A 22558-nucleotide genomic window follows, 5' to 3' on the forward strand; every position below is an offset into this window, starting at 1 on the left:
TTAGATTTCGTAAAAACGCCATTTCTGCGACCTGTTCTTCATGCCTGATTGTTAATTCCGGCATTTTCTGCGAAGCAAAAAAAGGTCGCGGCTATTCACTAAATAAAGTGGGTAAAAGCAGTGAAATCACTAAATATAGTTAATTATCAAATGGTGATTTTTTATCAAATGGCTGTTTTCCAGTTCTTTATCCATATGGTATGTGTTTTGTTTTCTCTATGTCGCTATACCAACGTCACAACAAAACAGTAAGAAGAATGATAGACTTTAGCGTACCCACAAGAGAACAGATTTATCCTGGAAACGAAGCGGCCTTTGACACATTGCAAAGAAGACTGGGAATGGTGCCGAATTTATATGCCACAATCGCCTATTCCGAGAACGGACTGAATAAGTACCTGGCCTTCCAGACGGCAAAAACCTCTCTTTACAACCGGGAAAGGGAAGCGGTCAGCCTGGTGATGGCACAGGTGAACGGTTGTCGTTACTGCCAGAGCGTATACACGTCCCTGGGCAGAAAAAATGGTATATCAGAAGAAGAACTGATGGCTGTCAGAACAGGGAGCAGCAGCCATCCAAGATTAAACGCTTTAGCAGGCCTTGCAAAGGAGATCGCGGAGAATAAGGGACGGGCATCCATCGACGCCCTTGAACGCTTTTTTGAGGCTGGATATGACAAAGGGAACCTCGTAGACCTCATTTTGCAGATCAGCGATAATATCGCTATGAATTATCTCTGTAATCTCACCCAGATAGAAATAGACTTTCCGCTGGCCCCCGAGCTGGCGGAAGGGAACAACGCCTGACCAATTTTTAGGAACCATTAACTACACTCTATGACAAAAATTAGTCGAAGTTGCATCGTGCAACGAAGCCCAGGGAGCAAATCGGAGCAGTCCCCCGTTCCGGAAAACAGGACAAACGTGCCTTTCGAGATCTACAAGCTGGAAGATGCGTCCTGCAACCACCACCTGAAAGACGGTGCACCTCACCTGCATAACAGTTTTGAGCTGGTATGGGTACTGGAGGGGAGTGGTGATTATCTTGTAGACAATGAGCAGCATGAAGTAGGTGCGGATATGGTATATTGTCTGACCCCGGGACAACTACATCAGTTCAAACCCGATACAGCCACCAAAGGGTATGTGATCACCTTCAGTCCTGAATTCCTGCTTATGCCGGAAGATAATGCTGCCCTGATCTTTCATGCCAGTTCCTTCCATAAGTTGTCCGGCACGACCATTATTGAGTTGTCCGCTGACATCCGCGAAGAAATGGAAGACCTGGCCGGCAAGATGCTGAAAGAGTTTGCCAGTTTCCTGTTACTCAGATCAGAGATATTAAGAGGCCTCCTGAATATCTTCATGATCTACCTGACCCGTCAATACCGCCCTACAATAGCGCCTGTTGTAAAAGCAGGCAACAAGGCATTGGTCAACCGGTTTTTCTCCATTGTTGAAAAGAAATATATGGAATATAAACTCGTCGCTGAATATGCCGACGAACTGGCGGTGACGCCCAACCATCTGAATGAGATGGTAAAAAAGGTATCCGGGTTCCCTGCCAGTCATCATATCAGACAGCGGGTCATACTGGAAGCAAAACGCCTGGCAACCTATTCCGGCGCCAGCATGAAAGAAATCGCCTATAGCTTAGGCTTCGATGATATCGCACACTTCAGTAAGTTCTTTAAGAACTTCTCCGGCAGAAGCTTTACAGATTATAAGAGAGAAGCCATGCAGCAGTTTCTCAGCATATAGACAATCTGAAAATTAAGAATTAAGAATTAAGGATTAAGAATTAAGAATTCAACAATAGCCATCCGCGTAATACACTTGACTGGATGTTCATTCAGGTCTGGCGCATATAATAATTAGTAACAATACAGCTATCATCGAAAATTCTTGCAATATGCAATAAATAATACCCACCCAATTATATAGTATATGACATACCAATCGCACTTCCGGCTAACCAATTCTTAATTCTTAATTCCTAATTCTTTATCTCCCCCGCGGTATGATTTCAAGTCACAACATCTAAATTTGTGATAAGTCGCACCTATATGTAGCAACACGTAATAACCCTGGAAATTTCCTAACTAAAAACTGATAATTATGAAATCCCTTGTCAGAGCACTCGCTTTGGTGACAACTATTGCCGTTGTTTCCTGTAACAAACAATCCACTGTAGAAAAACTGAATCCCGAAGGCAGCATTGCCGCTGCTGAAGCACAACCTAACAGAGACGCACAGTTACTGGCACAGCTTTTTGCCAGTGCAGGTCCTAAAACCCAGTTCTTCACTGTGCAGGGGAAGGAAAAAGTAACCCTTACCACCAGCAATGGTAATAAGTACAACATCCCTGCCGGCGCCCTGCGCCGAAAAGATGGTACCGCACCTACCGGTCCGATCTCCGTTGCTATCAGAGAGGTATTAAGTCCGAAAGACTTTGTACTGAGCAACAGACCTACCGCTGCTTCCGGCGCCTATCTGCTGTCCTATGGAGAGTATTTTGTACGTGCCACAGAAGCGGGCGCTGACCTGGTACTGGCAGCCCCGATCGCTGTACAGACCGTCGTAAGAACCCAGGTTCGTCCACAGGAAAAAGTACCAATGTGGGACGGCGACACGACGGTGTACTTCACCATCAATGGTTATAACCAGCTGAACCAGCCTACTTCTGTAACGCAACCTGCTTCACAGGATCCTGGTATCAACTGGACACAGGCGCCTGATTATGCCCTGTTCAACGCCACTACCGGTACACTGGATTTCCAGCTGTCTCAGTTGTTGCAATGGAGAAACTGCGATGTGTTCAGTAGCAGCACCGGACCCAAAACAACCGTACTTGGTTATTTTGATGTGTACAATAACGACACCCCTAACTCATCTCCTGAGCAGCCAAGTATGCTGTTTTTCAAACCCAGGAACATCAACTCTGTAGTTAAGTTCTTTAACATCATTTTGAATGCGCCTGCCGGTTTCAAAGGCTTCCTGAGCTATCAGACAATTATACCAGTCGGACAACAGGGTACATTCCTGGCAATAACTGCCCTCAACGGACAGTTCTATGCACAGTTGCTGGATGTGACCATTGCAGCACCGGCTTCGGGAACGAACTATACACCTGTTAGTTTCAATCTGCAACCTGTCACCGCTTCACAGCTGGTAACGATGATTGCCGATCTGAATAACAGATAAACATAAAAAAGAGTGTGGCGTGCAAATGCCACACTCTTACACAACACAGACCGGCTGTCCCTTTAACGCTGGCTGAGTAAACGTTGCAGGGCCCTTATACCGTCTGCGTTGTTTGGGTTTAACGCAATGGATTGCTGATACATAAGGATGGCTTCCTGTTTTTTGCCTGTCGCCGATAGTGCTTCCGCATAGCTGTCGTATGTATTGAAACTTTTCGGGTACAGCAACATATTGATCATAAACGTCTGCACCGCCAGTTGCTGATGCGCCGGAAAAGAAGAAAAATATAAGAACTCATACCCCAGCTGGTTCATCTCTTTTTCGCTGAAGTAGTAGTGAGTGGTATCGCTTTTTAAGCTGCTCAGACAACTCACCGCATTGTCAAATCCATATTGCGTAATAGCCTGCGCAAATAAACGGACCAGCGATTGCCTGACATGTGTGGGAAACGCCTGCTGCTGATTCATAATATAGAAAGCAGAAGTGATAATATCCCCGAACGGAGCACCAGGTGCATTGTCAAAAGCAATGATCGTCTCGCCCAGGTCTATATTCCGGTAATAAAAAGTAGCCAGACCAAACTTAAAACCACCATGTCCTACAGCCGTTCCAAACCCCGGTTGTCTGAAGATATCCCATCCCAGTCCGTAACTGCCTTTCCCTTCTCCCCGCATCGTATCCATATGCTCCCACAGCGTATCACCATTATTTAACACAACAGGTGTAAAAGCTTCTTTCATAGATGCCGCACTGATCAGGCGGCCATCAAAGAAGGCCTTGTCAAATAGTTGCAGATCGCCGGTCGTACTGACAATATTGGAGGCGCCAATGGCGGCATCATTATTATAGGCCGTATACTTATACCGTTTCACATTGAACACCGCTGTGTAAACGGAGTCATAGAACATGCTATAAACATGCGGTGTCACGATCGCGGTATCTGCTGGGCGGAAGGACGAAGCATCACAGCTGGTCCTGTGCATACCTGCCGGCTGGAATATATGTGTGTCCAGGTAGGCAGCGAAGGACTGTCCGCTTAATTGCTCCACCAGCAGGGCCAGCAGGGAATAGTTGGTATTGGAATACCGGAACTGATCGCCCGGAGAAAAATACAAAGGCATTTTCTCTTTGATCAGGGTAGGTATAATAATATTATTGGTGACGATCGTATCCGGATATGCCCTGATAAGTGACTCATAGAGTTCCAGGTCAGGTAGTCCGGATGTATGTGTCAGCAAATGCCGGATGGTGATACCGCTATAAGGAAACGAAGGGAAATAATGCTGAAAGGTATCATTCAGGTGCAACAATCCTTTCTCTTTTAATTGCAGGATTGCGGTGGATGTAAATACTTTGGAAATGGAAGCAAGGTTAAACCTGGAGGAATCATTATTGGGTCTGCCGCCCGCAATATCTGCTGCTCCGAAAGAACGCCGGTAAATAGTATTCCCGTTTTGAGCCAGCAGGATATTACCGTTCATATACCCCTGCTGCGCAACATGATTAAAGTATTGATTGAGTTTCCCCAACTGCCGCTGTGCACTAAGGTGTATACCACAGAGCAGGAGCAGTGTAAGGAAAGTAACGTGTTTCATAGTAGTGTGCGATTTGACAGCAATACTAGCGAACAGAAAACGGACTGCCCGCTAAATGTGACGAAACGCAGGGGATAAGTGACCAAAAGAAACAGCCTCCGTTTTACACGGAGGCTGCCTGTATAGTTAGCTTATTGGGGTATTGTATCTTTTTTCCAGGTAGTGTCTTTTTTCATTTTGTGCTTCATCTTCGACTTTTGCCAGGAAGTGTCTCTACCGGGAACAGTATCCTGTTTATACTGATCAAAAGAGGCAATATATGCCTCGTCTTCTGTTGTACTTGCTGCGAAGGCAGGCGTTGTGTTTACCCCGAAATAAACAAATGCGCCAGATACGATCAGCAGACAACATGTTGCAAAATGCTTTTTCATGACTCGTTGTTTTAAAGAGAAATTAATAATAGTATTTATTGCCAAAATCCTGCTTGATTCTGCTGATCTGGAACTGGACTATAGATCATGTTATTATATCTCATGAATAATTAAGTATTGAATAAGGCTTACATGTTAATGTGGACTTCCGGATAAAAAGGGTGTAAATAAGTATACAGGCACAGCCGTGGAATCGGATAGGTGTCGTAATGTGAGGATTATCAGTTGATTCTGGATTTTAAATCATATATTTGGAATGGGCATAATCATATATAGTACGTTTCGGGAATTCAGTTTTATCGTCACAATTTTCACGTTTTACACAACCGTATAATCCAAAAAGCACCGGCATTATCAGTATCCCCAGTAAATTTAAATTAACCTCTACATGAGATACGACTCCTTACCCCAGATCGAGGCTCGTTTCAAGAGTGAAGCAGCGTCATTACTTACTTCATTTTCTTTACAGGTTCCCAATGAACAGTTGTTTCTGAAAGGACAATTGTACAAACCTGCCAGCAGCAACTATTTCTATCCGGCAACGCATAACAAGGAACGGATAGTGCTGCATTTTACAGCCGGTAATCTGAGGTCCGACATGCAAAGCCTGACCACACAGGACAGGCATGTTTCTGTTCCCTTCGTTATCGCAAGGGACGGTACCATTTATCAGTTGTTTCCTTCTGCAAACTGGTCCGGCCATATTGGCCCCGGACTGGGCAATCAGGGTACACAGAATGCGCAGGACAAAGTAAGCATCGGTATCGAATTATCTAATTATGCCTACCTGGTACCCCACGATGGTGTACTGGAAACGATCTATTCCCGTCAGCCGGTGAATGGTAAACCGGGTCCGGTTGATGAATACTGCGCATTAAGCAATAGTGCCGCTTATATTAAGATCAATCAGCCTTTCAGGGATCAGGTATATTATGCTGCCTATACCCCGGAACAGATAGAAAGCACGATCATCCTGCTGCGTTATCTGACGGCGAAGTATAACATCCCCAGGCAATTCCTGCCGGAGGATAAAAGATATACTACGACCAATGATGTACTCACTTTTAAAGGCATCGTATCCCATATCAACTACCGCGCTTCCGGTAAGTGGGATATAGGGCCCGCTTTTGACTGGACTACTCTGATCAATGGCGTCACCGCTGCGGAGTTCACACCTTCCACTACTGCCCGCTCACTTAGTTTTGCGGCCCGCGAACTATCACCCGGCGTCACATCTGAAGCAGGTATCAACGCACAGTTTGCTGATACGACGGGTGCAGAGGATAACGCACCTGAAACGACTGACAATGAAGGGTACAATCCATTTAACTACGAAGAAGATCTGACAAAAGATATTACACAGCCAAGCGGTAAAGTATTCGCATTACTCGCCGGTATCAATGAATATGACCGTGTGCGTAAACTGCGTGGTTGTCTGCATGATGTACAACAGGTAGAGAACTATCTGAAGAACCGTACACCGTTCGACTGCCGTATACTGAAACTGACAGATTCGGCAGCTACCCGTGCCGGCGTCGTAAAAGCATTTGAAGAGCACCTGGGAAATGCCAGTAAGGGAGATACCATCCTTTTCTATTATTCCGGTCATGGTACCCAGGAAGATGCTGCGTCTATATGGGATGAAACAGACGGCAAACTGGAATGCCTGGTTTGCTATGACGGTGGTGCAGAAAAAGCAGCTGACTTCCTGCTGACGGATAAGGAACTGCGTTATCTGCTCGGCAAACTTTATGAAAAGACGGGCGCGCATATCGTTACCATTTTTGACTGTTGTCACTCCGGTGACAATACCCGTGGCCGTCTGGTAAGTACCGCCTATAAGAATGACGAAGTCAATAAACGGATGGTCTATGATACCTCCCGTTATTCCGGTGCATTCCCGCAGCGTGACTGGACGGAATTTGTCTTCGGTAACGTTATCAGAGAAGAGGATATCAAAGGCAAAAAACCGGAAGAATTCTTACCGGAAGGTATACATATCCAGATGGCAGCCTGTGAAAGTAATCAGTCGGCAGTTGAAGTAAATGGTGAAGGCGTCTTTACCAAAAAACTGCTGGGCGCACTGGATGCGTGTACCGGTAATGTTTCCTATAATGAATTAAGCAGCCGTATCAGACAGTACCTGCGCTTTAGTTTTGAACAGACGCCTAAGATCTATGTACCTGGCAATATGGACGGACTACTGGCGCTCGGATTCCTGAACCGTAGTCTCAGCGATCAGACCACTATAGGCGAAGTCACTTACAATGATGCCAAAGGCTGGCAGCTGAACCTGGGGGCTATTCACGGCGTGGATAAAAATACAAAGATCACCATAGCTGATGCGGCAGATACCAGCCGTAAGTGGAACGCGGTAATCAGCAATGTGTTCATTGATTATAGCAGTATTACTGTGGATGGTAGTCCCGATCAGGACCGTGCCCATAAAGCCTTTGTTGAAGGATTAATGAGCGGCAGGATATTACTTGAACTCAACAACAGTAATGGTCATCCGGCTGAAATGGCCAGACTGCTGGATGAAATAGATAGTAAGGCAAGTGGTCATTTTGAATTCCAGACTGCCGCAGGAGAAAACGGACGCAGCGCGGACTATACCCTGCACATCCGGGCAGGGGAGGCCGTGATCACACGTGCCAATGATCCTTACCGGCCGGTAGTACGACCCCTGGACATTCTGAAAGACAATGGTAACCTGGAGCTGGTAGAAACGCTGAAGCATATTTCCCAATGGCACTTCATTAAGGAATTGCAGAACAGCAGTATTCCTCCCGGCTTCCCTGAACAACCGTTGCGTATTGAACTGACCCGTTTATATACCGATGGTTGCCGTGAGAAACTGGATGTTTCTTCCGGAAGGGCCATCTTCAACTTTGAAGAAAAAGTAGACCTCTGGGAAGGTGCTATGGAAATAAAGCTGACCAATACCACTAATCAGAACTTATACGTATCGGCGCTTTACCTGGGCATACAGTTCAGCAGCTACCTGGATTACCAGGTACAGTCGCCCTGGCTGCTGGAACCAGGTAAGTTTATCATCATGGCTAGAAAAGGGAAAGACCGGATCATCATCCGCCAGGATGATTTTGTCAGGGAGTATAACTGGCCGCTGAGTATGGAGACCGTGAAGATCATTGCCAGCACAGAAGAATTTAATGTGAAGGCATTGGGACTGGGTAATCTGCCTGCGCCTTATGTACTGGCTGACAGAGACCGGGGCATCATGAGGGGTGGGATGGAAGTGACCCGTGGTGCCGTGATGGAAGATGAAACACCGGCAGTATTCAGTGGCTGGATGACACAGACACTCACACTGGTGTTTAATAATCCGGCGTTTAACCGTATCGATAGTGAGACGCTGAAACAACTGATGGACTACGAAGAGACGTCTTACTTTGCCGCAGGCCTCTATTATGACCTGGTACCCGATGAAAGCGGACAACCGACCCAGCTGCAGCTGAAACCGGAAATAAAGCTGCCGGAAGACGAAAGAGGCATATGGGGAGACGTGGTATTATGGGCAGCCAACACTATCGAAACCCGTCAGCGCAGAAGGTTGTACAACCGCCTGAAGAAAACAGACCGGCTCCGCATCGTAGCCGAAGGAGATTCCTGGTTCCAGTATCCCATCCGTTTGCTGGATACCCTCGATCACCTGTATAAGCTGTATGCGATCCGTAGCTTTGCAGAAGCAGGCGATACCCTGGAGCATTATCTGAAAGAAAAAGAATACCTCAATGCCATCAAAGATGAGCAGGCCCAGATCTTCCTGGTGAGTGGCGGTGGTAATGATATACTCGGATCACAGTTCCAGCAGTTCCTGCGGGATACACCGGCAGAAGATGATATCACGCCGGGCCGCTATCTCAAAGGCGCTTTTAATGATAAACTGGACGACCTGGAGAAATGGTATAAAGATATGTTCACGGAACTGCACAACCGCTATCCTAACCTGCGGATCCTGGTGCATAGTTATGACTATATCATTCCGGTAGATACTGATCTGCAACCAAAGAAAACCAGCTGGCTGGGTAAATACATGATCCTGAAACATATGGATCCGCAGGCGGAAAGAGAGTCAGTGATTAAGTTCATTGTAGATGAGTTCAACAAACGCTTACAGAAAGTAGTGGCTGCATTTCCTGGTGTAGTATACTATGTCAATGTGAGAGATATCGTGGCACGCGATTCCTGGTATGACGAGATTCATCCTACCAATGATGGCTTTGGATTGGTAGCCGATAAATTTGTCGATATCATCGAGTCACTGAGAAATGACCTGCAGCCGTTTACAGAAGCGGTGGCTGTGTCTGCCGAATCCTGAGAGGATTGTTTTGTTCATTATAAAAATGAGGGTGTAACCGTTTTACCGGTACACCCTCGTTGTTTATACAGCGATGCTGTTTATTGGTTGGATTTGATGAGTTTGAACGTCTGATCTTTGATCCTGATGATGTAAAGACCTTTTGGAAGACGGCTGATATCAATGGTGTTGATGCCGGCATCCAGTTTACCTGTCTGGATCACTTTACCCTGCAGGTCTGTCAGACTGTAAATGTCCTTTGTCTTACTCTGGATCTTCACCCAGTCATTGGCAGGGTTTGGATAAAGCACAGGTGCTGTCGCATCCGTTTTCGGTTCTGCTTTGCTGGCCAGTGTATTGGCGGCAGCCAGCGGTGCTGCACCGGCAGCGGCTGTACCGCATACTTCCAGTTCATAGATGGAATAACCCCATTGCGTATTCCTGACAGTACCATCCATACGGATATAACGGTAGTTACCATTCAGGTTATCAATGATGTCAGTCCTGTTGCCGGTAGGCATATTGGTCTTTGTGGCAATCGGCAGCCAGGTATTACCATCTACAGACCCAGTCAGTGTGTAGTTCTTCGCATTGGCCACCTCCCAGGAGATACTGATCTTATTCACCGTAGAAACCACGCCCAGGTCAACCGTCAGCTGCTGTGGGTCAGTAAAGGCACTTTCCCAGCGGGAACCCAAACTACCATCAACGGCCAGGGCCGCATTACCGGAAGTAGCGGTAGCAGTAGCTGGTAATAAACCATAACAACCTGTTGGCTGCTGTCCGGTAGTTGGCAGGGTAGGATAAGTCACCAGTGTCCTGGCAGGCACGTTGAAAGAAGCCACGATTGCGCCGCCGGCATTGTACACATTACAGGTCTTTGCACTTGCCGTTGGATTATATGCTACTGCGTGACTGAATGCGCCGTTCCTTTCGAATACGCTGCTGGAAGGGAAGTTGGTGCGGAAGTTAAAAGAGAAAAAGCCCAGGTTCTGATTCGCATGGGTATAGAAATAAGTCATACCTGCTACTTCATAATCCATGATATACTTGCTGTCAGTAGGCGCCAGGGCCAGGTTATTGGCCATGAAACCCGCCGCATATTTAGGGTCGAACAACTGACGGAAACCGAGTGCCACATGTGCCCAGTCATCACCAAAATCGGTCTCACTGGTATGTCCGTCTATTGCTGCTGATTCCGTCATCATATCACTATATTCTCTTTTCGCCCAGGTGGTATCTTTTGCCAGGTATTTGAAACCAGGATTTACCGGTAGGTATTGTATGCCGTGGATGTGTACCGGACTGGCGCTGAAATACGTACCATAGGCAAAGCCCTGATTAGAGAGGATACCTACTACATTGTGTGGATAGGCTGCTGGCAGGTTCCTGTTTTTCCAGTCAAACCAGTATTCCAGGGTGGCATATGCTTCACTGATATAACCGAAAGCACCGGCATCGCGGATAGCTTCATCATTCAGCATGTCGCCCAGCAGGAACAGACCGATCCAGGACTGCATCGCTTCTGAAGTAGACTCCTGGTTGTTGCCGGTAGAAGAGCTGGTGCCGCCTGCGTAACTATGTCCGATCCATGGATCGAATGTTCTGAAGAAAGGCAGGAAGTTGTCTGTTCTATCCCAGTTGGCGTATTGTTTAGCCACCATTTTGATCATCGGGCCGTACTGCGTCAGGAAATCAGGGTCTGTCATACCATATAGTGCGCAGGCATAGATCAGATAGCCATAGTGGAAATGATTGTCTGTGAATTCTGCTGAACCGTAAGATTCATTAAAGCCAACAATAGCGCCCCATCTATCATAGCGGGCAAAGAATTTTTCTGTTTCACCCGGCGTATAGGTCAGCCAGTTGACCAGACTCTCTCTTGTTTTTGCTTTCAGGGACTGGTAGGCCTGGTGATTCAGTTCCTTTGCCATCAGCGTGTATTTGGCATAGTTGACCAGGTCTTTACCACCCCAGTAGGTGTCGCCACCATAACCGGTTTTCTTGGAGAAGCGGGTCAGCATGTCAAACATCGCGTTAGCATTATACGGACTTGCATCTGCCGCATTGCGGTAAGGTGAATTATAGGTAGGCAGGATGCCATTAAAGTCGTACGTAAAAGAGAAGGTCTTTCCGATGGCCGTTTTCATAGACCCTCTGGGTGTTACATAGTTCACCGCCGTAAACGCGATGCTGTTGGCCGCATTCTGATACAGGTGGGGCAGGAAACCCTGGATGGTATTACCGGCAGCCTGTCCTTTCAGATTAGCCGTGGTAATGTTCCAGTTGACATACACTTTACCGGCACTGGCATCATAATCATATCCTACAGCGGTATTGGTCACCTTGTTGAATGCATAGGTTTCGTAAGTGGGCAGGTCGCCGGGCGCTGGCAGAGCGGATACTACAAAATAGGCGTTACCATTACCGGTATTCAGTACCAGGCGTTCTGCTGCTGCGCCATCGGAAGCCCAGCGGGTGCCGGTATTACCATCGTTGACATTGGTACCGGCGAAGGCTGCTTCAACAGATGATACTTCTACTGGTTTGTTGCGTGACAGGAGGGTCGTGCCATTGAAGACTTCCATTTCCCACAGGGAATAGGCATAGATAGAGCCCTTCTCAGCCAGTGCCAGTTTGATATAGCGGCCGGAGGTGTTAAAACTCAGACTATCCAGTCCGCCGTTACCATTGACCTCCGAGGCCACTGTGCTCCAGGTAGTACCATTGCTGGATACCTGAATGGCATAACCTTTTGCAAAGGCAGTTTCCCAGTTGAGCCTTACTTTGGTAATGTTCTGTACAGATCCCAGGTCAATCCTGACATACTGTTGTCCCTGTAATTCAGCTGTTGTGCTGCCACTGAGATGGATACCGAAATAGCGGCCATCCGTCTGTATGACAAATGAATTGCTGGTAGGGAACTGAATGGCGCTGCCACTTTGTGTGAGATAGGACGCGCCTCTGTCAAAAGAGAATTCAGGATTGATACCCTGTGTTTCCAGCCACATAAATGGAATACCATGCGCCATGGTTACATCCATGTTTTTGTTGTGCAGACTGTCAGGCAGGGACATCACCAGGCCCCAGTCAGACCAGTCTTTGGCAATCGCTTTGGAGGGCGTATAGCCGGCAGCTTTGATCATCATACTACCACCGTAGGCAATGTTGGAACCATCGGCAACAAAGCTGTTCGGATAGTACATTTTAACGCCATAGTCTTCAGGATCAGCCACTAAAGGATAGGCCCACATCAGGCCTCCATACTGTGACACTACGAGGTCGGTCCACCAGTCATTGGTGGGAATAGGTTTGTTCATTTTGTCGGCCGCGACATAAATAGGCCGGTCATAGACAAACTGATAGAGATCTCCCTTACCATCGTTATTCCCATCGATTGTGTTTTCTGAGGCCGGTGGAAAAGAAGCATAACTTCCGGCGCCTACAGAAACGGGAGCTTGTGCATGCGTTTGCAATGCAGCGGCAGCCAGCAGGATCGCTGACAGATACAGGCTTTTCATAGATTTTACCAGGTTATTTTGAGTTTACATAAAGGGTGTTGAAAATCTGCGTCGGTTCTTTAACGTGAAATATCCAGGGCATAAGGGGTACATCCATTCAAATATACTACTTAAAATAATAGAGATGGGAAGGATATACGGAGCTTTTCCATAGATATGTTACACTGTGTTTAATGGTTATTGCGTACTGATGATCACTTGTCGTGATACCTTTAATGGTATATAAAGATAGTTATAAAGAATTGCATGAGGAATACTACATTTAGTGTACAGAATATACCTATGAAATACGCAAAGATCTACGCATTGTCATGTGTGGCAGCATTCCTGTCTGCCTGTCATCAACCAGCTGAAAATTCACAAAATACTGCTGCTCAGTTCTTAGAAAGTGACGGAGCTGTCGGCAAAACAGCACACGGAAATCATTCAACTGCCATGGTACCCCTGAACAGAGAAGATGAGGCGTATGCTGAAGGAGGCATGATGCCACAGGATACCCTGACTGCCAGTGGCTGGTCGGTCAGATATCTGGTAAAGGACGATAAGACAAAATACAAAGACCTGTACATGGAGTGCAGCAACGGAAAAAGTAAGCTGGTCATTCCGGAATCAGAGGTCCTGGCATTGAGCTGGAAATACATTCCCCGTTATGCCGGTGAAAATGCGAAGCACCTTTTCTTCGAATATTACTGTGGTACTGAATGTCTGGCAGTAATGACGGTGAGTAAGGAAAGTCAGCCGGAATACCAGGAGTATGAGCAGGTGCTGGATTACGATGCTACAACTGGTCAGATCGTATACAACATCACCGGTAATGATCCGGAGGACAGTGTAAGAGTGGTTGCAGTGAATGTAGCCCGTAGAAAGGAAAAGAAGATGGCTTTCAATAACATGCGGAGGTCCGGCGCAAGTGCCGGTATTGACAGTGTTGTGTTCAAAAGTGGGAAAGTACAGGTATTTGCAGGACTGATAGACAGGAATGATCCGGAAGAGGAAGATATTATAAAGGAAAGTCGCAGTGTCTCATTTGATAATTAGAATATACCATTATACTTGCAGAAAGATATGGTATCATGATAGAAGCAACTGACGTGCGCTCCGGTAACCTGGTATGGTATTATGATCTGTATATGAATGAGACGGTGTTTGAAGTGGAAGGGATACTGGACGGCTTTATCTATAATTCTTCATTGCCTAAAAGCAAACTGCCGCTGGCCAGTGTGCATCCGTTAACGCTCGATACGGGACATCTTAACAGTCTGGGATTTGTACAGGGAGACAGAGATCACGGGGAAGATGAAAATGTATTTTCCTTCAGATATAACCGAAAGGACAGTATCTATGTAAGAGATGAAGGTTATTCCTTTCAGCTGCTGGCAGAAGCGCCGGGACAGCTGGTGCCTTACGGACAACCTTTGGTATATGTACATCAGTTACAGAACCTCTTTTATTGTCTGACCGGTAAGGAACTATGATCAGCAGCGGGCATGCTGTAATAATATGCCCGCTGTTGATTATAATATCATGGATGAGGACCCATACAAACGACCTGTACGCCGCTGAAGGTGCCCTTCACAGTAACCGTTTTTTCAGCGCCGGACTCTATATCATTCGGACCCGTAAATTCAAAGTTTCCGGAGATAAATGCTTTCACATCATCAAATCTGATCTCTGTCAGGGTAAAAGAACCTTTCTCTGCACTGGAAGACACATCTTTGCCTGAACCGTCATCGGCCGTTTCTGTTGCTTCATCCTGCGGATAGTTCAGGAACTGCGCAAAGTTGCCCACCTGATCTTCTCCGGTAGACTTATCAAACGTAATAGTAACAGGTTTGAATTCCCCTATTTTTTTCAGATCAAATCTCAGGGACAGGATTCGTTTTCCATCATGCAGTGTACATTCCATATTCATAATGGCCATCTTGCTGCTACCAATAGTAGCATTGCCTCTGATATCCTTAGAGGAGAAGACCGTACCATTTCTTTCGATGTTTAATGTACCAGGATTAGGTACTTTCTTTTGTGCGACTACAGTGGTGATGCTCATACAGCAGATAGCAACAACAGCGGTTGTTATCCGTGATAGTGTGTTCTTTTTCATGTAGGTTTCGTTAGGGATAGGTAGGTGAATCTGATTTTACTTTCGAAAGATACAAAAATTATTTACAAAGCGCCAGGGGGGAGGGAGGAGGTGCGTTAATTTACAACAGCGGTTACTGGTTATTTTGAGCGGTGGCAGGATCGCGGCTAATTGTTGATAGTGAGTTGTTTAAGTGCATCCATTGCTCTACCTGCCTCCTTCTTTGCCACAAAAATATGATCGTGGTAAAAGGCGGCCACTACATTACAACTAATCCCTTCCCGGCCCAGTGCAGCAGAGAAAGCGGCGGTCAGTCCGACGGCTGACAGCGACGAATGTACTTTCAGGGTGATCCAGGCGGCAATATAAGTATAGGACAATTGCAGCCTGTCGGCGGTTTCCCGGGAGAGGATCAGTGTTATACCTTCTTCTTCCCGGAAGCTGCCCAGGATGTCTTTTATATCAATTGCCTGATTATCAGGGACCGTGCAGAAAACATACTCACCATCCTGTAACTGAGGTGTCATGTTTTTAAGTAATTCGGACAGATCTGTAATACCACTCATGGGCTAAATATACATAAAACCCCCGGGGCGGGTAATGGGCGGCTGGTATTACCAGATTAGATTAATCTTTTATATCTTCGGCAGCTTTAAGGAATAATAATGACCCGAATCTGGACTAATTACGACAACAAAGGGGAAAAGATCATAGCATTTGTAAATGCTACACTTTATAAGGCAAATCCCAAAGAAGAAGAACTGGAATTTTTAGTGGCCAGGATGCAGGCAAATGACTTTTCAGACCCCAGTCTGTTTGGTCTCCCATTGGATTATGTAAGAGATATCCGTTTGCAGGAAGGAAATGATCATATACAGGTATTTTTCGGACGTGATTCGGAAGAGCACTTCCTTATCAAAGATGAAACGCTGCGTGAGGAAATCTTCGCATATCTGAAAGAGCATATTCCGGGATCATCTTACCGGGTGGACAGGTATGATAAAATGAGAGCGGCAACAAAACCGATGGCAGGATTGATAGTAGTTGCTTTACTGTTTATTTATACCCTGTTTATCATGAACGAACTGGATCATGGTGGCACCGTATATAGCACGGGACGTATCAGTGCATTACTGATCGGATTGATCTCACTGGGCACCGTCAATGTTTATCTGATCTTTGGTGCATTGATCGGTATTGCAGGATTTTCGATGATCAGAAAAATGCGCAATCCGCCGGTCGTACATGTGATCAGTATGGGGCGGGAAAGATGAATGATACGTGTGCTATTTTCCCATTTTCGATGGTATAAATGGCGATCGCTTCCGATGGTTTATTTCCCATACCGGTAACACTTTCCTGATCTATTACCGTATTCCCCAGCACCATTCTGCTGACCAGCTGACAATGCAGGTTTTTCGCCCGCTCAAAGAGACCGCTATATCGTTGGCGCATCTGTTCTTTACCCTTCATGATCACCTGTCCTGTTGCCTGATCGGAGATCACTACACTATCACTGTAGGGTGCCAGAAATGCATCAATGTTTCTGGCATTATAGGCATTGAGTTGTTCCTGTGCGAGTATTTCAGGTGTAACAGGTAATAGTTTTTGGGCGTCAATGGTTTTGCCTCTGTGGATCAGCGTCTCTATGTGTGCCAAAGCGTTCAGGTCCTGTAGAGGGTCTTTGGATAACAGCAGGAGGTCTGCCACCTTTCCCTTTTCAATACTCCCATAGTCTTTGTCTTTTCCAAAACCTTTAGCGGCGTTGATAGTCGCTGCGCGGATGATCTCCATGTTCGTCAGTCCGGCGCTCTCCATCGCTTTCAGTTCTGTAAAATAAGAAGAGGCATGCAGGGTACCGATATTTCCGGCATCTGTTCCCGTGACGATATTAATACCTGCATCCTGTGCCAGTTGCAGGTTTTTCAGCATGATCGTATCTTCTTCTGATGGTACGTGGTGCCGGGTGCGTAATTGTTTGTAACTGAATTTAGCCACGCTGCTATCGATATGTTGCAGATCAGTCAATGTACCCAGCATAAACGGATCGCCATAGGCCAGGTCCTGTGCAGGAAAATCAAACTGTTGTGTAAAAGCCCGTTTGTAACCATGCATGACGGTTAATGTGGGGATGTATACCGTCTGATGACTTTTCAGCAACTGCAGCATTTCATTGTCAAACAGCTTATCATCCACACTATGCACCAGGATATCTGCACCGGCGCTGACCGCCAGTTTTGCCGTCTGGTATTCAGTGCCATGTACGGCCACTTTCAATCCGTGTGCATGGCTCTCTTCTATGGCTGCGCGCACAATATGCAGTGTGCTTTCTGCCGGTTGACCGGGTACCACGATGTACCAGATCTTAATGAAATCAGGTTTATAGGGCAGTTGTTTTCTGACCAGTTCTCGTGCTTCATCGGGTGTTGTCACCTTCACGATAGGCGGGTCATTTTTGTCCAGATTTGGTGGCAGGTAGGTTGATATCAATGGACCTGTCACCCAGGCATTGGTACTCAGGGAGTCTTTTGCTGCCTGATCCCTGATGCTGAAGTTACGCAGCGGACCACCTACATCTGCGACAGTGGTAATACCACAAGCCAGGTAGCGGGCCATCAGGTCACTCAGGTGATCTTTAACCCATTGCTGGTCTTTTTCATAAGGATAGACGTGTCTCAGGTCCAGTGCATCTGGTCTGGTATACAGTCCGCCGCTCTGGAAAAAGTGTATATGCGCATCTGTCATACCCGGCATTACAAAACGTCCTGTTGCATCAATAGTGGTAGCACCTGCAGGGACCTTTAGCTTTTTAGAAGACCCCGTCAGGACGATCCGGTCGTTGTCAATGATGATCGTCTGATCAGGCAGCGTTTTGTTGTTAATGACGTCAATGACGTTTGCATGCGTAATGCAGATGGTCTTTGTGGTGGCGCCGGGAACTGACTGCGCAGATACCGGTAAGGTACAGGCGATCAGCGCGGTCTTCAGTAGCAGATAGCAGCGTTTCATGGGTTATTGTTGATGACGCTAAAGGTAGCAGATTTTACTTTCTTTATATATATTAGCCGGATGAATCAGCAGTTGAAAATCCCTATGCGGCGTCCGTTTGTGCTTTCCGGTGGTGGCGCCCGTGGTTACGCCCACATTGGAGTATTAAAAGCATTTGAAGAACAGGACATTTTTCCCCAGGCGATCGCAGCTACCAGTGCCGGTTCCATTGCTGCCGCCTTTATCTGCGACGGATATACCCCCGATGAGGTCAGAGAGATCTTCCAGCATACGAAGATGGGATTGTCCATGCAATGGCGAAACCTCAAATCCGGTTTTCTGTCACTGAAGACGGTGGAGAAGGTGCTGAAACAGACCCTGCGCCATACTACTTTTGAGTCTTTGCCTGTTCCTTTATATATCGCGGCCACGGACTACGGTACCGGCAGACAGACCGTTTTCTCCAAAGGGGAAGTGATTCCGGCTGTATTGGCGGCTTCGACGATCCCGATGCTGTTTCCTCCTGTGGTAATAGATGGTATACCATATATCGATGGTGGCATTTCCAGTAATCTGCCCGTTGAACCGCTGCTGGGTATTTATAGTGATATTATCGGTGTGCATGTCAATCCGATGACGCCTTACAATCCCGGAGGCAGCATTTCAGCGGCTATGGATCGTACCATGCATATGGCTATCCAGGAACCGGTATTGAAGAACAGGCAGTTATGCAGTCTCTTTATAGAACCAGATGGATTGGGGCAGTTTGGAATGTTTGATTTTAAGCGTTTCGACGCTATTTATCAGACCGGACTGGAATATACCCGGAAGCGGCTGGAAGAAGCAGCCGGATGGCCGGATGTACAGGTCGTGTAAGATATTCAACTTGTCAAGTAGAAAACAGCTTTACGGCAGTGGGTGCAGGATGTACGAAAAAGATACATCATGCGTTTATATGGGTAGATCGCGTTGTTCATTTGCCTCCTATTGTAAACCCACTCAGAAAAATGAGACACTCGCTTAAAAATTCCATGATTATCGGTACCCTTGGTATCTTTTTATTGTCTGCCTGTAGCAAATCCGATAGCGTCGCTCCCGAAGAAAATGCCGTAAATGAAAACTCAAAGGCAACGGGCGAAGTTGCCGCGCTCGCAGTACCTGTTGGCACAGTTGTTTATACCAGCAATGGCTATAAACTGACGCTGACCAACAACGATCCGAATTTCAATGAAACGGTACGTCAGAAGATCGTAGACATCTTCTTCGGTACCTATCCGCAATTGCTGACCCGCTTCAACCCCGGTGTCACCAAATCAATTACCTATGTAATTGACCCTAACTACAGTGGAGTAGCCTACACTTCCGGTACAACTGTAACCTACAGTGCGGCATGGTTCCAGAGCAATCCACAGGATGTGGACGTAGCAACGCATGAGATCATGCATATCATTCAGGCTTATACCGGCGGTACACCCGGCTGGTTAACTGAGGGTATCGCTGACCTGGTACGTTACAGATACGGCGTGAATAACTCAGCAGCAGGATGGTCTTTACCTGCTTTTTCTTCGTCTCAGTCTTATACGAATTCTTACCGCGTAACTGCGCGTTTCCTGGCATGGCTGGAAAATCACGTGAGCAGCACGATTGTAACCAATCTGAATACTGCTTTGCGTAATCACACCTACACTGCCAACACCTGGGTAACGCTGACCGGTAAAACCGTTGATCAGCTCTGGGCTGACTATGCAGCTAATCCTGCATTGTAACGGGAAAACGTATCGCATCAATGTGTTGCCATCATTAGTAATTAATAACTATCACACCGGGAGGTGATGAACAGCGATCTTTTTTGCGACACATAGCAAAGAGGGTGTATCCGAAATAAGATACATCCTCTTTTTATTTGGTCCTGAAGACCGCAAATCATTTGAACGATGTGCAGGAGCTCAGTTTAATTCTGATAGATCAGTCAAAGAAAGGTTCAGGGGCTGTTCTGTCTACACGGAATGCCTGATCAAGATAGTACAGTACTGTTTCAGGTGCTTTGGCCGTTCTGTCCAGCTCCCGCAGCGGTGTCACTATCCGTGGGTATTCATCGATAAACTCCAGTCCTTCCACAAAAGGCAGTTCAAAGGATTGCATCAGCAGGCGAAACCTTTCCAGTTCTGCGCCCCAGTAACGGATGTATTTACTGGCACTGATACCCAGCTCTATGAGGATGTCTTTGGTATGAAATAACATACCGGCTTCCAGCAGGCAGTCCTGTGCCAGTTCAGGCTCGTATTTCTCCAGTTCCTTCAGCACAAAATCTTTCTGTAACAGGGGAGTGGTCATGTTCTCTTCCTCATAAATACCATACACACAACTCACCTTGGAAGGCAGGGTTTCTGCCAGTGTCAGAAAAAGCGCCCATAAACGATCATTGTCGATATTGATAGTCGCCTGAAAACGGTAAGGCAGGCGAGGATTTTCATTCATCTGCAGATTGTATCCTTCCACGATCTTTGCCTTTCTCCGCCGGATAAGAATTTCATCAATATCAGGCCGGTGATCCAGCTCCGCATCAGTAGGAATACGCACAGTAATGGGCAATTGTAACATGCAGTAAAGGTAAGGGATACCTTTGTTTTAGGCATGGTTCATGATAAATACCAGTATGAAGCATCAGGAACGGCCATATCAGCGTATTGAAAATTATGGTATCATCGGCAACCTTGAAACAGTCGCCCTGGTTTCCCTGACAGGATCCATTGACTTCATGTGTTTTCCCCGCTTTGATGCCCCCACTATTTTCGCCTCCCTGCTGGACTCCACCAAAGGTGGATTCTTTTCTGTAGAACCACAGATGGGAGAATATAGTTCCAAACAATTGTATATACCCGGTACGGCGATCCTGCTGACCCGCTATTTCTCTGAATCCGGTATCGCCGAACTGACGGACTATATGCCCCTGCAGGCATCCGGAGATGAGACTGACAGCACCATCGTACGTAAGATCAAGGCGATCCGGGGCGATATCACGTTTAAGGTGCATTGCGCACCCCGTTTTGACTATGCGGAAGCGAAGCATGAGGCAGACCTGAAAAAGAAAAAGAATGAGATCATCTTCACCGCTATCAATGATGGAAATGTGCAGTTACGCCTGATAGCAGATATTCCGCTTCAGCTCAAAAGGAAGGACGGTTATGCAGAGTTTACATTGAAAGAGTCCGAAATAGCGCATATCGTATTGCAGGCTGTCAGGAAAGACCATAAAGGAGCCTTTGAAGGCATTAACTACTATGCGCACGACACTTATCATGAAACGATCGCAAAGTGGCGGGAATGGGTAGGGAAATCGACTTATAAAGGGCATTATGGGGAACTGATACAACGTTCGGCCATCACTTTGAAGCTACTGACCTCCGCCCGGTATGGTTCCGTCATAGCGGCAGCTACTTTCGGCGTACCGGAAACCCTCGGCGGCAGCCGTAACTGGGACTACCGCTTTACCTGGATCCGGGATGCGGCTTTTACCATGTATGCTTTCCTGAAACTCGGTTTCTATGACGAAGCAACGAACTTCATGAACTGGATCTCCAGTCTTTGTACAGAAAGCAAATTACAGCTGCTCTACAAGGTGGATGGTACTAAAAGTGAGGCAGAAAGGGAACTGAAACATATGGACGGCTATAAGGGTGCTAAACCGGTACGTGTAGGGAATGCTGCCGCCACACAGTTACAGATCGATATCTACGGAGAACTGATCGACACGATCTACATCTACAACAAATCTTATAAACCGATCACGTACGAATTCTGGACCCTGATACAACAACAGGTTAACAGTGTGGTGGCGGGCTGGAAACTGCCCGATCATGGTATCTGGGAGATCAGGAATGTAAAACGTGAGTTCCTGCATACACGTTTAATGTGCTGGGTAGCTATGGACAGGGCCATTAAGATCGCAGAACATCGGTCCTTCCCTTATCCGGAAATGGAATGGCAGGCCGTCCGCGATGAGATTTACAACGATATCTATCATAACTTCTGGAACGAAGAGCTGGGGGCCTGGGTACAGTATAAAGGCGCTAAGACGGTAGACGCAAGCGCCCTGCTGATGCCACTGACCCATTTTATTACACCGCTTGAACCCAGGTGGTTGTCTACCATGAAGGTCATTGACCGTGACCTCCGCCTGGACGTATTGATCTACCGCTACCGGAATCACCTGGAACGGATCGATGGTCTTGACGGGGTAGAAGGTACCTTCAACATGTGCTCTTTCTGGTATATCGAAGCACTGGCCAAATGTGGAGAGATTGACCTCGCAGTGGAAAGCTTTGAAAAGATGATCGGTTACGCCAACCACCTCGGACTTTTCAGTGAAGAACTGGGCATGAAAGGTGAGCACCTCGGGAATTTCCCGCAGGCCTTCACCCACCTGGCCCTGATCAGTGCTGCCGTAGAGATCAATAAACAAATGAGCCGTCGTTAAGC

General features: G+C 46.8%; 17 protein-coding genes. 10 read left to right on the top strand and 7 right to left on the bottom strand.

The annotated features are described in order from the left end of the window. The first annotated feature begins 257 nt into the window (after positions 1 to 257). The 3 genes from BMZ72_RS32540 to BMZ72_RS32550 all read left to right on the top strand — a co-directional run bounded on the left by BMZ72_RS32540 (position 258) and on the right by BMZ72_RS32550 (position 3203). Positions 258 to 806 carry a carboxymuconolactone decarboxylase family protein gene (locus BMZ72_RS32540; RefSeq protein ID WP_089815084.1) on the top strand — a complete coding sequence of 183 codons (549 nt, stop codon included), beginning with the start codon at positions 258 to 260 and terminating at the stop codon, positions 804 to 806. A gap of 57 nt (positions 807 to 863) precedes the next feature. Next, positions 864 to 1760 (top strand): AraC family transcriptional regulator, encoded by an 897-nt coding sequence (locus BMZ72_RS32545; RefSeq protein WP_255373352.1) that lies wholly within the window; start codon positions 864 to 866, stop codon positions 1758 to 1760. A 357-nt stretch (positions 1761 to 2117) separates the two neighbouring features. Next, complete coding sequence (locus BMZ72_RS32550) at positions 2118 to 3203, top strand: hypothetical protein (protein WP_089815088.1); 1086 nt, start codon at positions 2118 to 2120, stop codon at positions 3201 to 3203. 62 nt (positions 3204 to 3265) lie between these two features. Here BMZ72_RS32550 and BMZ72_RS32555 read toward each other — a convergent pair whose 3' ends face one another. Next, positions 3266 to 4798 carry a serine hydrolase domain-containing protein gene (locus tag BMZ72_RS32555; RefSeq protein WP_089815090.1) on the bottom strand — a complete coding sequence of 511 codons (1533 nt, stop codon included), beginning with the start codon at positions 4796 to 4798 and terminating at the stop codon, positions 3266 to 3268. A 131-nt stretch (positions 4799 to 4929) separates the two neighbouring features. Next, positions 4930 to 5169 carry a hypothetical protein gene (locus BMZ72_RS32560; RefSeq protein ID WP_089815092.1) on the bottom strand — a complete coding sequence of 80 codons (240 nt, stop codon included), beginning with the start codon at positions 5167 to 5169 and terminating at the stop codon, positions 4930 to 4932. 388 nt (positions 5170 to 5557) lie between these two features. Between BMZ72_RS32560 and BMZ72_RS32565 the strand changes: the two genes are divergently transcribed. Beyond that, the gene (locus BMZ72_RS32565) at positions 5558 to 9511 is read left to right on the top strand and encodes a caspase family protein (RefSeq protein WP_089815094.1); all 3954 of its coding nucleotides are present in this window, start codon (positions 5558 to 5560) and stop codon (positions 9509 to 9511) included. An 80-nt stretch (positions 9512 to 9591) separates the two neighbouring features. Here BMZ72_RS32565 and BMZ72_RS32570 read toward each other — a convergent pair whose 3' ends face one another. Beyond that, positions 9592 to 13011 carry a glycosyl hydrolase gene (locus BMZ72_RS32570; protein ID WP_089815096.1) on the bottom strand — a complete coding sequence of 1140 codons (3420 nt, stop codon included), beginning with the start codon at positions 13009 to 13011 and terminating at the stop codon, positions 9592 to 9594. A gap of 246 nt (positions 13012 to 13257) precedes the next feature. On the opposite strand from BMZ72_RS32570, the gene BMZ72_RS32575 reads away from it, so the two are divergent. Together BMZ72_RS32575 and BMZ72_RS32580 are read left to right on the top strand one after the other, a co-directional pair. Continuing rightward, positions 13258 to 14049, top strand: coding sequence for a hypothetical protein (locus tag BMZ72_RS32575; RefSeq protein WP_089815098.1), 792 nt, complete (start codon positions 13258 to 13260; stop codon positions 14047 to 14049). 35 nt (positions 14050 to 14084) lie between these two features. Beyond that, complete coding sequence (locus tag BMZ72_RS32580) at positions 14085 to 14486, top strand: hypothetical protein (RefSeq protein ID WP_012790453.1); 402 nt, start codon at positions 14085 to 14087, stop codon at positions 14484 to 14486. 47 nt (positions 14487 to 14533) lie between these two features. Here the strand turns inward: BMZ72_RS32580 and BMZ72_RS32585 are convergent, their stop codons facing one another. Further along, positions 14534 to 15112, bottom strand: a complete 579-nt coding sequence (locus BMZ72_RS32585; RefSeq protein ID WP_143087848.1) for a hypothetical protein — start codon at positions 15110 to 15112, stop codon at positions 14534 to 14536. Positions 15113 to 15258: 146 nt separating this feature from the next. Then, complete coding sequence (locus BMZ72_RS32590) at positions 15259 to 15657, bottom strand: ACT domain-containing protein (protein WP_089815102.1); 399 nt, start codon at positions 15655 to 15657, stop codon at positions 15259 to 15261. A gap of 99 nt (positions 15658 to 15756) precedes the next feature. Between BMZ72_RS32590 and BMZ72_RS32595 the strand changes: the two genes are divergently transcribed. Further along, on the top strand, positions 15757 to 16365 hold the full coding sequence (locus BMZ72_RS32595) for a hypothetical protein (protein WP_089815104.1): 609 nt from the start codon (positions 15757 to 15759) through the stop codon (positions 16363 to 16365). Here the strand turns inward: BMZ72_RS32595 and BMZ72_RS32600 are convergent. Then, positions 16343 to 18100: an amidohydrolase family protein gene (locus tag BMZ72_RS32600; RefSeq protein ID WP_089815106.1), complete on the bottom strand. Its 1758-nt coding sequence runs from the start codon at positions 18098 to 18100 to the stop codon at positions 16343 to 16345. The genes BMZ72_RS32595 and BMZ72_RS32600 overlap by 23 nt on opposite strands. 60 nt (positions 18101 to 18160) lie before the next feature. Between BMZ72_RS32600 and BMZ72_RS32605 the strand changes: the two genes are divergently transcribed. Continuing rightward, positions 18161 to 18955, top strand: a complete 795-nt coding sequence (locus BMZ72_RS32605) for a patatin-like phospholipase family protein (RefSeq protein WP_177223001.1) — start codon at positions 18161 to 18163, stop codon at positions 18953 to 18955. A gap of 131 nt (positions 18956 to 19086) precedes the next feature. Then, positions 19087 to 19845 (top strand): basic secretory family protein, encoded by a 759-nt coding sequence (locus BMZ72_RS32610; protein ID WP_255373353.1) that lies wholly within the window; start codon positions 19087 to 19089, stop codon positions 19843 to 19845. Positions 19846 to 20044: 199 nt separating this feature from the next. On the opposite strand, the gene BMZ72_RS32615 is transcribed toward BMZ72_RS32610, so the two are convergent. Then, positions 20045 to 20680, bottom strand: a complete 636-nt coding sequence (locus BMZ72_RS32615) for a hypothetical protein (protein WP_089815112.1) — start codon at positions 20678 to 20680, stop codon at positions 20045 to 20047. Between the two features lie 55 nt (positions 20681 to 20735). Here BMZ72_RS32615 and BMZ72_RS32620 point away from each other — a divergent pair, with 55 nt between their 5' ends. Beyond that, positions 20736 to 22556, top strand: coding sequence for a glycoside hydrolase family 15 protein (locus BMZ72_RS32620; protein WP_089815639.1), 1821 nt, complete (start codon positions 20736 to 20738; stop codon positions 22554 to 22556). The last annotated feature ends 2 nt before the right edge of the window (positions 22557 to 22558 follow it).

The sequence above is a fragment of the Chitinophaga sp. YR627 genome, assembly GCF_900114995.1.
Taxonomy (GTDB): Bacteria; Bacteroidota; Bacteroidia; order Chitinophagales; family Chitinophagaceae; genus Chitinophaga.